Origin of the sequence: Methylobacterium sp. WL1 (genome assembly GCF_008000895.1) — a bacterium.
In the GTDB taxonomy this organism is placed as follows: Bacteria; Pseudomonadota; Alphaproteobacteria; order Rhizobiales; family Beijerinckiaceae; genus Methylobacterium.
This window is the reverse complement of sequence record NZ_CP042823.1, coordinates 2,670,242-2,682,694: the sequence shown is the minus strand read 5'-3', so window position 1 is coordinate 2,682,694 and position 12,453 is coordinate 2,670,242. Positions and strand designations below refer to the sequence as shown.

Below are 12,453 nucleotides of genomic sequence, written 5' to 3'. Positions count from 1 at the left end.
CGGCTCCGGCGCATCCCGGCGTGGCAGAGGCGATCCTGATCGCCGCTCAATCCGGGCGCGCCCTCGCGGAGGCGGCTCGGCGGGCGGGAATGCGCCCCTTCGTGGCCGACCTGTTCGGCGATTCCGACACGCTGGCGCTCAGCGAAGCCTACCGGCCGCTCCCGGGTCGCTTCGGCAGCCCGATGGCTTTCAAAGCGACCCTGGCGGCGATCGACGCCTTGGCTGAAACCGCAGGCTCGGTCGTCGGCCTCGTCCTCGGCAGCGGCTTCGAGGACGCGCCCGGCCTGATCGCCCGGGCCGCCGAACGGCACCGTCTGGTCGGCGCCGATGCGCCCGCGGTCGCCGCACTCAAGGATCCGTTCGCGCTCGCCGCGCTCTGCGTCCGGCTCGACATCCCGCATCCCAAGATCGCGACCGATGCACGTCCCGACCCGTCCGGCTGGTTGCTGAAGCGGACCGGCGGCAGCGGCGGCAGCCACATCCGTCCGGCGGGTCGCGGCCCCGCGCCGGACGCGCATTATTTCCAGGCCCGGGTCCCGGGCCGACCCCACGCGCTGAACTTCCTCGCCGACGGACGCGCGATCCAAATGCTGGCGGTGACGGAGCAATGGTGCGCGCCGTCGCCGATCCAGCCCTACCGGTTCGGCGGTGCCGCAACCGGCGCTGCGACGGAAGCTCGGCTTCTCCCCGACGCGCTGATCGCTACGGTCGCGGAGGCCGTTGAGAGCATCGTTGTGGCGACCGGCCTGCGCGGCCTCGGCAGCGCCGATTTCCTGGTCGACGGGTCCGGCTGCTGGTGGCTCACCGAGATCAACCCGCGGCCCGGCGCGACCCTCGACATCCTCGATCGCCGGAGTACGCCGCTCCTGGCGGCCCACATCGCGGCCAGCCTCGGCGCCATGCCGGCGCTCGGTGCGCAACCGGCGGATGCGGCCGCCGCCCAGATCTGTTACGCGGGTCGGGAGCATGCGCCCGTGCCGGATTTCGCCTGGCCGGATCATGTGCGCGACCGCCCGCGCCCCGGCACGGTGGTCCGCCGCGACGCGCCTCTCTGCACGGTGCTTGCCCATGGGGCCGACCGGCAGATGGCGCTCGACAGTTTGAACACGCGGACGGCGCGGCTCCAAGCCGACCTCACCGCTGAGAAAATGCACCCCGAGGAAACCCTGAGATGAGTGCCAGCCAATCCTATCCCAGCGTCAACGCGCTGACGGCGCCGCTGATCGAGCGGTTCGTGGCCGACGCCGCGACGCTGCGCCTGTCCGTGTCGCAGACGGCCGGCGGAGCCCGGATGGTCGATGCCGGCGCCCAGGCGCGCGGCTCCATCGAGGCCGGACGACGCATCGCCGAGATCTGCCTCGGCGGCCTCGGCACCGTGAGCATCGCCCCGAGCGGCCCGATCGCCTCCTGGCCGTATTCCGTGATCGTCCATGCGGCCGACCCGGTGCTCGCCTGCCTGGGCAGCCAGTATGCGGGTTGGAGCCTGGCCGATGAAGCCGGCGATTCCGGCTTCTTCGCCCTCGGCTCGGGCCCCGGCCGCGCAGTCGCTGCGGTCGAGGATCTGTATCAGGAGCTCGGCTATCGGGATTCCGCTTCGAAGACCGCTCTGGTGCTCGAAGCCGCCGGCGGTCCGCCCGACAGCGTCGTCGCCAAGGTCGCCGAAGCGGCCGGCTTGCGGCCCGAGGACCTGACCTTCATCTTCGCACCGACCCAGAGCTTGGCCGGCTCGACCCAGGTGGTCGCCCGGGTGCTCGAGGTGGCCCTGCACAAGGCCCACACGGTCGGGTTCGACCTGCACGCGATCGTAGACGGCATCGGGTCGGCTCCGCTTTCGCCGCCCCACCCGGACTTCATCAAGGCGATGGGCCGCACCAACGATGCGATCATCTACGGTGGCCGGGTCCAGCTTTTCGTCGATGCCGACGATGCCGACGCCAAGCAGCTCGCCGAGCAGATCCCGTCCACCACGTCGAGCGACCACGGCGCCCCGTTCGCCGAGATCTTTTCGCGGGTGAACGGCGATTTCTACAAGATCGACGGCGCGCTGTTCTCGCCGGCCGAAGCGATCGTCACGTCGGTGCGCACCGGCGCCACCTATCGCGGCGGCCGCCTGGAGCCGACGCTGGTGGAAGCGTCGTTCGCTTAAACGCGGGGCATTCGAGCTCCGGTTCACGAGGCATCGCGGCGTAGACGACGTCGCACTGCCAATCGCATGAAGCGAGGGTTCCTCTCTCCCCAGTGGGAGAGGGGGAAGCCGGTCCCGGCCGGCCCTCGCGATCGCGCTTCGCACCCACACAGATCCGGTGCTTTCCCGTGCAGGAAAGGGCCGTCGAGAGTCTCCGATCCATGCGCATCGCCCTCGCGGCCGATAACGGCAATTGGCACAAGGCCCGGCTCCTGGCGGCCCTGCGGGCGCAGGGGGTCGAGCCGGTGCTGTTCTCCCTGGCCGACGTGATCGTGGCCACCGGCGGCGGCGAGCCGCTGCGGGTCCCGGGCTTCTCCGGCGAATTGCCCGGCGGCGTGTTGCTGCGGACCATCGCGGGGGGCACGTTCGAGGCGACCACCATGCGGCTCGGCGTGCTGCACGCCCTGGTCTCGGCGGGCGTGACGGTCTGGAACCCGCCCACGGCCATCGAGCGCTCGGTCGACAAGGCGGCGACCTCGCTGCTGATCGCCCGTGCCGGCCTTCCGACCCCGGAGACCTGGGTCGTCTCGAAACGCGAGGCCGCCGCGGAGATCGTGGAGCGGGAAGCCCGCCCCGGCGCACCTCTGGTCCTCAAGCCACTGTTCGGCTCGCAAGGGGAAGGGCTCGCGCTGATCGAGACGCCCGGGGACCTGCCGGACGAGGAGGCTGTAGCCCGTGTCTACTATCTCCAGCGCTACGTGCCGCGGCGGGACGGGCTGTGGCGCGACTATCGCGTGTTCGTCTGCGACGGACGCGCGATCGCCGGCATGATCCGGGAGGGCGACGGCTGGATCACCAACGTCCACCGCGGGGGCCGGCCGCTGCCCTGGGCCATGCCCCGGGACGCCGCCGAGATGGCCGAGGCCGCCGCCGCCGCGGTCGGGGTCGACTATTCCGGGGTGGACCTGGTCGAGGACGGGGAGGGCGGCTTCTCGATCCTCGAAGTCAATTCGATGCCGGCCTGGTCCGGCCTGCAGACCGTGTGCGACACCGATATCGCCGGCGCTGTCGTGCGCGGTTTCCTGTCCGCCGTCCGGGGCGCCAGCATTCCGCGGCTCGTGGTGGCATGACCGGTCTCGCGCCGGGGCTGATCGGCACGCTCTACCGCGCCGCCTGCCTGGCGGAACTCGACGCGCTGAAACCCGGCAACGTCCACGCCTACGCAGCCGGCCATCGCATGGTCATGGCGGATTTCGTCACCAGCGCCGACGTCTCGGCACCGGAGCTGGCGCGGGCGGGATCAGGCGTCGGTGCGCGGGTCCGCGCCGGGGTCGCGGCCACCCTGGCGGCCGTCGCCCAGAACACCAATCTCGGCATTCTGCTCCTGTGTGCGCCGCTTGCCGTCGCAGCGGAGGGGGGCCGATCGGTCGAAGCGGTGCTGGACACCCTGCAGGCTGACGATTCCGAAGCGGTCTTCGCAGCGATCCGGCTCGCGAACCCGGGAGGCCTCGGCCGGGCCGACCAGCACGACGTATCGGCCGCCGCCCCGGCCTCCCTGCGCGCGGCCATGGCGGAAGCGGCAGATCGCGACCGCATCGCTCGGGCCTATGGCACGGGCTTCGCGGACATCGCAGAGATCGGGCTGCCGGCCCTCGCCGGCGCGCGCGCCGCAGGCCTCGATCCGACCTGGTGCACCACCGCGATCCACCTCGCCTATCTCCGGACCGTTCCGGACAGCCACATCGCCCGCAAGGCCGGCGCACCAGTGGCGGAGTCTGTTCGCCTGGAGGCCGCAGGCTTACTCGACGGTCTCGATCTCGCCACACGTCCGGTCGAGCCGCTGCTGCTCTTCGACGCGTCGTTGAAGGCGCGCGGGCTCAACCCTGGCACCAGCGCGGATTTCACGGTGGCGACCGTGCTCTGGGACGCCCTGACTACGGCAGGCGCCGCCCTGGCGTGATACGCGGATAAGTTCCAGCTTTTCACGGCCCGCGGTCAAAGAAATTCCTCAGATCCAGGGCCTTGCGCGGGTTGTGAGCCGCTGGGTCGCACTGTAGGGTCCGGCGCGCTGTCCGGCCCAACCGGCTCGGCCCAACCGGCTCGTCCGGAGGTTCGGGCGCCGATAACAAGGATGGCTTCCCGGCCGCTGGCATTGTCCGGCGCCGCGGCCCTATTTCGGAATCCAGGGAGAGACACCGAATGGCGAAGATCACCAAGGTTCAGGTTGGCGAAGCCCTCGTCGGCGACGGCAACGAAGTCGCTCACATCGACCTGATCATCGGACCGCGCGGCTCGCCCGCCGAGACGGCTTTCTGCAACGGCCTCGTGAACAACAAGCACGGCTTCACCAGCCTGCTCGCGGTCATCGCGCCGAACCTGCCGTGCAAGCCGAACACCCTGATGTTCAACAAGGTCACCATCAACGACGCCCGTCAGGCCGTCCAGATGTTCGGCCCGGCCCAGCACGGCGTTGCCAAGGCCGTCCAGGATGCCGTCGCCGAAGGCATCATCCCGGCCGATGAGGCCGACGACCTGTTCATCCTGGTCGGCGTGTTCATCCACTGGGAAGCGGCCGACGACGCCAAGATCCAGAAGTACAACTACGAGGCCACCAAGCTCTCGATCCAGCGCGCCGTGAACGGCGAGCCGAAGGCTTCGACCGTCACCGAGCAGCGCAACTCGGCTCAGCACCCCTTCGCCGCCAATTAGATTGGGGACGGTCCTGGACAGAGTGAGCCTCCGCCCGCACCGCGGGGCCTGCTCCAGCGACTGGCTTCTATCTTCTTAGGCCGATAGGCACGACGACAGACGGGACGGCGCAAGCCGTCCCGTTTTTTTTGGTTCCGCAATCACTCGACGTGGAAGAGCGCGCTCGGGGCAGCGAAACCTGGGCCCTTCAATCGAGCAGCGTTCAAGCATTCCGTACGATCAGGCCGAGTCCTGGCATCGAGGCGGCCTTGTTGACGAGCATGGCAGCACCGCATAGACGACCGTCCTCATGACAAGCTTGCCGTTCACCGCAGCCTATCGCCCGCCCTTTTCATAGCGGCGGCTTGCTTATCTTGCCCAACCGCTGCGTCGTCGGCGGTTGCACTTCATCATGATCCGTCGACCTCGCGTCTGCCCGAGGTCACCGTGTCAGTCTCCCAAGCCACTCAATTCCGCCTCGCCGTCGGGGTCATCGGTTTCGGCGCCTTCGGTCGCCTGATCGTCCGGCATCTCGGGCCGCACATGGCGCTGCGCGTCTACGATCCACGCCCGGCCGAGGCCGATTCCCAGACCTACGGCGCCGTGCGGACGGACTTGATCGCGGCGGCACGCTGCTCCGTCGTCATCCTGGCCGTTCCGGTATCCCGCCTGTCCGATGTCGTGGCCGACATTGCCCCTCATCTCCGATCGGGAACGCTGGTGGTCGATGTCGGCTCGGTGAAGATGATCCCCGTCGAGATCATGCGGGCGGGATTACCGGCCGGCGTCGAAATCCTGGGAACCCATCCCCTGTTCGGCCCGCAGAGTGCCGTCGGCGGGATCGCGGGACTGAAGATCGCGGTGTGCCCTGACACCACGGGACGGCACGGGCGTCGTGCTGCGGCTTTCCTCCGGACGGTGCTGAAGCTCAAGGTGATCGTCACGACGCCCGAGGCCCACGACCGCGAGGCCGCGGCCGTGCAAGGCCTGACGCATCTGATCGCGCGGGTGCTCGTCGCCATGGAGCCGCTTCCCACTCACATGACCACGCGAAGCTTCTCACTGCTCATGCAAGCGGTCGACATGGTCCGGCACGACGCCCCCGAAGTGTTCGAGGCGATCGAGCGATCCTATCCGTTTGCCGCTGATGTCCGCCAGCGCTTCTTCAAGCTCGCTGCCCAAGTCGAGGCCGATCTCGCACGCAGAAATCTTTCTGCAGCCGTCGAACAGCCGCCCCTCATGACGGCCCGGACTTCCGCGGGACCGTGAGACGGCCGTGTCATACCAACGAAAAAAGGGGCCGCCTTTCGGCGACCCCCTTCGTCAGATCGATGGTTGGCGTGGACTTAGAAATCCATGCCGCCCATGCCGCCGCCGCCCGGCATCGCGGGGGCGCCGCCATCCTTCTTCGGCGCGTCGGCCACCATCGCCTCGGTGGTGACCAGCAGGCCGGCCACGGAAGCGGCGTCCTGCAGGGCGGTACGGACGACCTTGGCCGGATCGACGATACCGGCCTGGATCATGTCGACATACTCTTCGGTCTGGGCGTTGAAGCCGTAGGTCTCCGAGGAGGTGTTGTCGGTGATCTTGCCGACGACGATCGAACCTTCCACGCCTGCGTTCTGGGCGATCTGACGGATCGGGGCCTCAAGCGCCTTCAGCACGATCTTGATGCCGGCCTGGACGTCCGGAACATCGCTCTTCAGCGCGGCGACCGCCTTCTTGGCACGCAGCAGTGCAGTGCCGCCGCCCGGGACGATGCCTTCCTCGACAGCCGCGCGGGTGGCGTTGAGGGCGTCGTCGACACGGTCCTTCTTCTCCTTGACCTCGACCTCGGTCGCGCCGCCGACGCGGATCACCGCGACGCCGCCCGCGAGCTTGGCCAGGCGCTCCTGCAGCTTCTCGCGGTCGTAGTCCGAGGTGGTCTCCTCGATCTGCGCCTTGATCTGCGAGATCCGGCCCTCGATGTCGGTCTTCTCGCCGACGCCGTCGATGATCGTGGTGTTCTCCTTCTCGATGCGCACCCGCTTGGCGCGGCCGAGCATGTCGAGCGTCACGTTCTCGAGCTTGATGCCGAGGTCCTCGGCGATCATCTGGCCCTTGGTCAGGATCGCGATGTCCTCGAGCATCGCCTTGCGGCGGTCACCGAAGCCCGGCGCCTTCACGGCCGCGACCTTCAGGCCGCCGCGCAGCTTGTTCACCACGAGGGTGGCCAGCGCCTCGCCCTCGATGTCCTCGGCGATGATCAGCAGCGGCTTGCCGGTCTGCACCACGGCCTCGAGCACCGGCAGCATCGCCTGCAGCGACGACAGCTTCTTCTCGTGGATCAGGATGTAGGGATCCTCGAGCTCGGCGACCATCTTCTCCGCGTTCGTGATGAAGTACGGGGACAGGTAGCCGCGGTCGAACTGCATGCCCTCGACGACGTCGAGCTCGGTTTCGGCCGTCTTGGCCTCCTCGACCGTGATCACGCCCTCGTTGCCCACCTTCTGCATGGCGTGGGCGATCATCTCGCCGATCTCCTTGTCGCCGTTGGCGGAGATCGTGCCGACCTGGGCGACCTCGTCGGAGGTCGAGACCTTCTTGGCGCGCGCGATGATGTCCTTCACCGCGGCGGCGGTGGCGAGGTCGATGCCGCGCTTCAGGTCCATCGGGTTGATGCCGGCGGCGACGTACTTGGCGCCTTCGCGGACGATGGCCTGGGCCAGCACGGTGGCGGTGGTGGTGCCGTCACCCGCGATGTCGTTGGTCTTCGAGGCCACTTCGCGCACCATCTGGGCGCCCATGTTCTCGAACTTGTCGGCGAGCTCGATCTCCTTGGCGACGGTGACGCCGTCCTTGGTGATGCGCGGGGCGCCGAAGCTCTTCTCGATCACAACGTTGCGGCCCTTCGGGCCCAGCGTCACCTTCACCGCGTCGGCAAGGATATCGACGCCGCGCAGCATCTTATCGCGGGCGTCGGCGGAGAAACGAACGTCTTTCGCTGCCATGGTTTGCCTCTTGTGGTTGGGTTGGACCCCAAGGCCTCAGGTGGCCTCAAAGGGTTGGAACGGGCGATCCGATCAGGCGGCGACGACGCCCATGATGTCGGATTCTTTCATGATCAGGAGGTCCTGACCGTCGATCTTGACCTCGGTGCCGGACCACTTGCCGAACAGGACGCGGTCCCCCGCCTTCACGTCGAGCGCGTTGACGCGGCCCTGCTCGTCGCGAGCGCCGGGACCGACGGCGACGATCTCGCCTTCCTGCGGCTTCTCCTTGGCGGTGTCCGGAATGATGATGCCGCCCTTGGTCTTCTCCTCGCCCTCGATGCGACGGACGACCACGCGGTCGTGCAGCGGACGGAACTTCATGAGCTGCCCTCTTGCTTCAGGTCTGCAGTTGGCGTTGATGCGGCGTGCGCGGCCGCTCCCAAGCCCGACTGTTAGCACTCTGTCTTGGCGAGTGCCAATGACGGCGGCGAGTTAGCTCTCGTGCGGCTCGAAGTCAAGACTGTCGCACCCGCGCGCGACGGCGAGATGACCCGGCATCGGCCCTTATTTCCCCTAGGATAACGCGCCCTCATGCTGAGCCTCCACGGACCCGAAGGCGCGGTGACGCCTGAACGCGGCGGCCCGATTCCCGGCAATGCCGTCTGGCTCGATCTGAACGACCCGAGTTCCGAGGAGGCCGCCGCCGTGGAAGCGGCCACCGGCCTGCGCGTACCGTCCCGGGCCGCACTGTCGGAGGTGGAATCCTCCAGCCGGCTGCGGCGCGTGAAGGGCGGGCTGTCGCTCTCGACGCCGATGATCACCTTCGAGCGCAGTGATTCCCAGTTGAAACCGCTGGGGTTCCTCCTGTCGAAGGATCACCTCGTCACGATCCGGTTCCATGACATGCGCGCGATCGACTCGTCGGAGAAGCGCATCGCCGACGGCGACGGCAGCGTGACGCCGAGCGAGATCTTCCTCGTGATCCTGGAGGAGTTGGTCGACAGCCTCGCGGACGCCCTGGAGGACATGGCCTCCGAACTCGACACGCTGTCCACGCGGATCTTCGACTTCGATGTCCGCGGCGCCGACCGCCGTCGGCTCGAAAGCCCGCCGCCCCGCCGCCGCGACCTGGCGCTGCGGCGGATCCTGCGCGGCATCAGCAACCGTGGGAAGGTTCTCGGGAAGATCCGCGCGAGCCTGCTCGGCCTGGAGCGGATCGTGCCGTTCGTGTCGGCCGCTTGCGAAGGGCTCGGCCTGCCCGGCGACGGTCGCTTCGAGACGATCCGGCGCGACATCGACTCCCTGGACGAGTTCGAGACGCGGCTTGCCGAGAACGTTCAGTTCCTCCTCGACGCCACATTGGGGCTCATCAACATCGAGCAGAACAACGTCTTCCGGGTACTGACGGTGGTGTCTGTGGTTGGTGTGCCGCCGACGCTGATCGCCTCGATGTACGGCATGAACTTCAAGCACATGCCGGAGCTGGACTGGGCCTACGGATATCCCTACGCCCTCGCGCTTATTTTGATCAGCGCTCTCGCTCCAATTGTATATTTCCGAAGCCGCGGGTGGTTCTGATATTCGTCAGCTTAAAAGGCAAAAGCTGTCTTTAATACAAATCTAAGCCTCTGCCAATCAACTATTACAATTTACCTTGATTGAATATTTCATTTGACGCGCTCTCAATGCAGGCTTCGGTTTCAAAGACTGTCGAATTATATAAAATTTAACCCAATCTCGGCCATATGCTCGCAGGAGCAGCGTGGGCACCGATATGTTCAAGAGAACCGTCTATAACGAGGCGCAGGCCAAGCTTGACGCCCTGGACCGGTCGTTGGCGATCATCGAATTCTCGATGGACGGGCAAGTCCTGAGTGCCAACCACAACTTTTTGCACCTGATGAAGTACACCCTTGCGGATGTACAAGGCAAACATCATCGCATCTTTGTCGAACCGATGGCTGCCAAGTCGCCAGAGTACACGGAGTTCTGGTCGAAGCTGAAGGACGGTCAGTACGTCACCGGTGAATTCCTGCGGATCGACAAGAACGGCACGGAGGTCTGGCTGGAGGCGACCTACAACCCCGTCCTCGACGCGCGCGGCAAGCCGGTGAAGGTGGTCAAGTTCGCGGCCGACATCTCGGCCAAGAAGAACGATATCGATCGGCTGATGTCGATGATCGACAACATGCCGGTCGCGGTGATGACCGCCGATCCCCGCAACGAGTTCAAGATCAACTACCTGAACGCGACCTCGCGCCGGACCCTCGGGCCGCTGGAGCAATGGCTGCCGATCAAGGTCGACGAGATGCTCGACCACTCCTTCGACGTGTTCCACAAGAACCCGCGTCACCAGCGTAACATGCTGGCGGATGCGAGCCGGCTGCCGCACCGGACCAAGATCAAGGTCGGGCCGGAGACCCTCGATCTGCAGGTCACCGCCGTCAACGACCGGAAGGGCAATTACATCGGACCGATGCTGACCTGGGCCGTCGTATCCGCGCAGGTGAATATGTCCATCGACGTCAGCCGTGTCGTCGATGCCGTGGGTTCGGCGATCCGCGAGATGCAGCATTCGGCCGAGGGGCTGACGCAGTCGGCCGATTCCGCTCGGCAGAAGGCCTCGTCCGTGGCGGCGAACTCCGAGCAGATGAACGGCGCGATCCAGGAGATCTCGGGTCAGGTCGGACGGGTCTCCGAGCGCGCCCGCCAGATCGCGGTGCAGGCCGAGACCACGGACGCGACGATGCGGCAGCTCGCCGAGAACGCCCGGGAGGTCGACGCGGTGGTCGGCATGATCAAGTCGATCGCCGGGCAGACCAACCTCCTGGCGCTGAATGCCACGATCGAGGCCGCGCGGGCGGGCGCCGCCGGCCGGGGCTTCGCGGTGGTGGCGAGCGAGGTCAAGGCTCTGGCCGAGCAGACCGCGAAGGCCACCGGCGAGATCACCCAGCAGGTTGCGGCGATCCAGAGCGCAACCGGCGAGGCGGTCGGAGCGATCGAGATGATCACCGCCGCCGTCGCCGAGCTCTCGACGCTGACCCTGGCGATGGCGAGCGCTGTCGAGGAGCAGGCGGTCTCGACGCACGAGATGTCCGGCAATATCGGCGGCGTTTCGCAGGCCGCCAATGCCACCGGTCAACTGGCGGAAGCTGTCCTGGGAGTCGCCGAGAGCCTCGCCGGACACTCAGCGGATCTCTCGGAGAGTGTCACGCGGTTCATGAAATCCGCCTGACCTGGAACACGCGCGAGCCGCGGCGTGAAACGCGCACGCGGTTTGCAACGTATCGGCGGTTCGGACTGTCCGGATGGAGCTGAACCGATTCCCCACGCCGTCATCACGCTCCGCAGCCTCACAAGGTCTTGGCGGACAACCCTCATCGCCGTGGCGTCCTGCGCTCCGGCTTTCGCATTGGCCGAACCGGCGGGCCTGGAACCGCCGCCCGGCAGCGTGGCGATCGCGCGTCTCGCCGCCCGGGGCGTGCAGGTCTATGCCTGCATCGCTGCCGAGAACGGCCCGGCCTGGGGCCCCGCCAAGCCCGAGGCCGAACTCGTCCAGCCGGATGGAAGCACGGTCGGGCGCCACTTCGAGGGACCGGTCTGGGAGGCGCAGGACGGATCCCGGGTGCTCGGTACCGTCATCGCTCAGGTGCCCGCACCGCGACCCCAGGCGGTCGCGTGGCTGCTACTCTCCGGCCGGACGTCCGGAACCGGGTTGCTCGCCGGAACGCAGTATGTCCTGCGCAGCGACACGGTCGGCGGTGAGAAACCGCAGGGCGTCTGCATGCCGGGCCAGACGGCGCGGGTGCCCTACAGCGCGACCTACACCTTCTATCGCTGACGTCTCGCGGCGCTCGTTCACACGGCCCCACCCGCGGCGAGGCGATATTTCGAACAGTCACGCGCGCTCCCGTCAATCCCGCGCCAGCTGCGCTCGGCCGATGGTGAAGACCCGTCCATCCCCGAGCAGATGGGCCGTGAACCCATTGGGGAATAGGCCGTCGATGGCCCGGTCGCGGACGTTCAGCCCGCCCGCGTAGGCACCGAAGGCGGGCATCACCAGGCGGGTGCCGTCGGTGACGAAGCAGCGGCGGCGGACCGCCCGGCCGCGCATGGCGACCTTTCCGCAGGGATGGAGATGGCCGGCGATCTCACCGGGGACCGGTTTGCCGCTCGGCTCGTGACGCAGGATCAGGCCGCCCAGGGTTAGCGCGTCGGCGTAGCGGCCGCCGACGCCCTCGCTGACCGCCGCGTCGTGATTGCCCGCGATCCAGACCCAGTCCCGGCCCTCCTGCAAAGCCGACACCATGGCTCGGTCGCCGGGCTCCATCCGCTCCGGGCCGCGGACATCGTGGAAGGAATCCCCGAGCGCGACCACGCGCGCCGGATCGTGGCGCACCACCGCCTCGTGGAGGCAGGCGAGGGTCTCGCGGGTGTCGTAAGGCGGCAGGAACTGGCCGGTGCGGGCGGCGTAGGACGACCCCTTCTCCAGATGGAGATCGGAGACGATCAGCGTGCGGTGCTCGGGCAGCCACACGCCGCCACACAGATCGAGCACCAGGGTCTCGCCCGCCAGCAGCAGGGTCGGGTGCTTGTGAGTCTTCTCGAGTCTCAGGCCGGCCGCCAAGATCGCATCCTCGGTCTCGATGGGGGAGGGCGGATCGACGG

12 protein-coding genes are annotated in these 12,453 nt (G+C 67.5%); 9 read left to right on the top strand and 3 right to left on the bottom strand.

The genetic code is table 11. The features are described from left to right. Positions 1-20 precede the first annotated feature (20 nt). From FVA80_RS13010 to FVA80_RS12985, 6 genes are all read left to right on the top strand, one after another. Positions 21-1,175 carry an ATP-grasp domain-containing protein gene (locus tag FVA80_RS13010; RefSeq protein ID WP_147906615.1) on the top strand — a complete coding sequence of 385 codons (1,155 nt, stop codon included), beginning with the start codon at positions 21-23 and terminating at the stop codon, positions 1,173-1,175. Further along, on the top strand, positions 1,172-2,146 hold the full coding sequence (gene mch, locus FVA80_RS13005; RefSeq protein WP_147906616.1) for a methenyltetrahydromethanopterin cyclohydrolase: 975 nt from the start codon (positions 1,172-1,174) through the stop codon (positions 2,144-2,146). Before FVA80_RS13010 ends, mch begins: the two co-directional genes overlap by 4 nt. 200 nt (positions 2,147-2,346) lie before the next feature. After that, complete coding sequence (locus tag FVA80_RS13000; RefSeq protein ID WP_147906617.1) at positions 2,347-3,255, top strand: RimK family alpha-L-glutamate ligase; 909 nt, start codon at positions 2,347-2,349, stop codon at positions 3,253-3,255. Further along, a complete protein-coding gene (locus FVA80_RS12995) occupies positions 3,252-4,085 on the top strand; it encodes a triphosphoribosyl-dephospho-CoA synthase (RefSeq protein ID WP_147906618.1) in 834 nt (277 codons plus the stop codon). The genes FVA80_RS13000 and FVA80_RS12995 overlap by 4 nt, the downstream gene beginning before the upstream one ends. Before the next feature lie 239 nt (positions 4,086-4,324). Then, complete coding sequence (gene fae, locus FVA80_RS12990; RefSeq protein WP_007568574.1) at positions 4,325-4,834, top strand: 5,6,7,8-tetrahydromethanopterin hydro-lyase; 510 nt, start codon at positions 4,325-4,327, stop codon at positions 4,832-4,834. 522 nt (positions 4,835-5,356) lie between these two features. Beyond that, on the top strand, positions 5,357-6,082 hold the full coding sequence (locus FVA80_RS12985) for a prephenate dehydrogenase/arogenate dehydrogenase family protein (protein WP_246692390.1): 726 nt from the start codon (positions 5,357-5,359) through the stop codon (positions 6,080-6,082). A 77-nt stretch (positions 6,083-6,159) separates the two neighbouring features. On the opposite strand, the gene groL is transcribed toward FVA80_RS12985, so the two are convergent. After that, positions 6,160-7,803: a chaperonin GroEL gene (gene groL / locus FVA80_RS12980; RefSeq protein WP_147906620.1), complete on the bottom strand. Its 1,644-nt coding sequence runs from the start codon at positions 7,801-7,803 to the stop codon at positions 6,160-6,162. A 72-nt stretch (positions 7,804-7,875) separates the two neighbouring features. Continuing rightward, entirely contained in the window at positions 7,876-8,166 is a 291-nt protein-coding gene (gene groES, locus FVA80_RS12975; RefSeq protein ID WP_147906621.1) for a co-chaperone GroES, read from the bottom strand. Between the two features lie 210 nt (positions 8,167-8,376). Between groES and FVA80_RS12970 the strand changes: the two genes are divergently transcribed. The 3 genes from FVA80_RS12970 to FVA80_RS12960 all read left to right on the top strand — a co-directional run bounded on the left by FVA80_RS12970 (position 8,377) and on the right by FVA80_RS12960 (position 11,626). Continuing rightward, entirely contained in the window at positions 8,377-9,363 is a 987-nt protein-coding gene (locus tag FVA80_RS12970; protein ID WP_147906622.1) for a CorA family divalent cation transporter, read from the top strand. Between the two features lie 196 nt (positions 9,364-9,559). Continuing rightward, positions 9,560-11,020 (top strand): PAS domain-containing methyl-accepting chemotaxis protein, encoded by a 1,461-nt coding sequence (locus tag FVA80_RS12965; protein ID WP_147906660.1) that lies wholly within the window; start codon positions 9,560-9,562, stop codon positions 11,018-11,020. A gap of 177 nt (positions 11,021-11,197) precedes the next feature. Next, complete coding sequence (locus FVA80_RS12960) at positions 11,198-11,626, top strand: DUF3455 domain-containing protein (RefSeq protein WP_187193668.1); 429 nt, start codon at positions 11,198-11,200, stop codon at positions 11,624-11,626. A gap of 72 nt (positions 11,627-11,698) precedes the next feature. On the opposite strand, the gene pdeM is transcribed toward FVA80_RS12960, so the two are convergent. Beyond that, positions 11,699-12,412 (bottom strand): ligase-associated DNA damage response endonuclease PdeM, encoded by a 714-nt coding sequence (gene pdeM, locus FVA80_RS12955; protein WP_147906624.1) that lies wholly within the window; start codon positions 12,410-12,412, stop codon positions 11,699-11,701. Positions 12,413-12,453 lie beyond the last annotated feature (41 nt).

Bases quoted from the DNA above. Each gene is read 5' to 3' on its own strand.
- mch (WP_147906616.1), top strand. From the start codon at position 1,172: ATGAGTGCCAGCCAATCCTATCCCAGCGTCAACGCGCTGACGGCGCCG.
- FVA80_RS13000 (WP_147906617.1), top strand. From the start codon at position 2,347: ATGCGCATCGCCCTCGCGGCCGATAACGGCAATTGGCACAAGGCCCGG.
- FVA80_RS12995 (WP_147906618.1), top strand. From the start codon at position 3,252: ATGACCGGTCTCGCGCCGGGGCTGATCGGCACGCTCTACCGCGCCGCC.
- fae (WP_007568574.1), top strand. From the start codon at position 4,325: ATGGCGAAGATCACCAAGGTTCAGGTTGGCGAAGCCCTCGTCGGCGAC.
- FVA80_RS12985 (WP_246692390.1), top strand. From the start codon at position 5,357: ATGGCGCTGCGCGTCTACGATCCACGCCCGGCCGAGGCCGATTCCCAG.
- groL (WP_147906620.1), bottom strand. From the start codon at position 7,803: ATGGCAGCGAAAGACGTTCGTTTCTCCGCCGACGCCCGCGATAAGATG.
- groES (WP_147906621.1), bottom strand. From the start codon at position 8,166: ATGAAGTTCCGTCCGCTGCACGACCGCGTGGTCGTCCGTCGCATCGAG.
- FVA80_RS12970 (WP_147906622.1), top strand. From the start codon at position 8,377: ATGCTGAGCCTCCACGGACCCGAAGGCGCGGTGACGCCTGAACGCGGC.
- FVA80_RS12965 (WP_147906660.1), top strand. From the start codon at position 9,560: ATGTTCAAGAGAACCGTCTATAACGAGGCGCAGGCCAAGCTTGACGCC.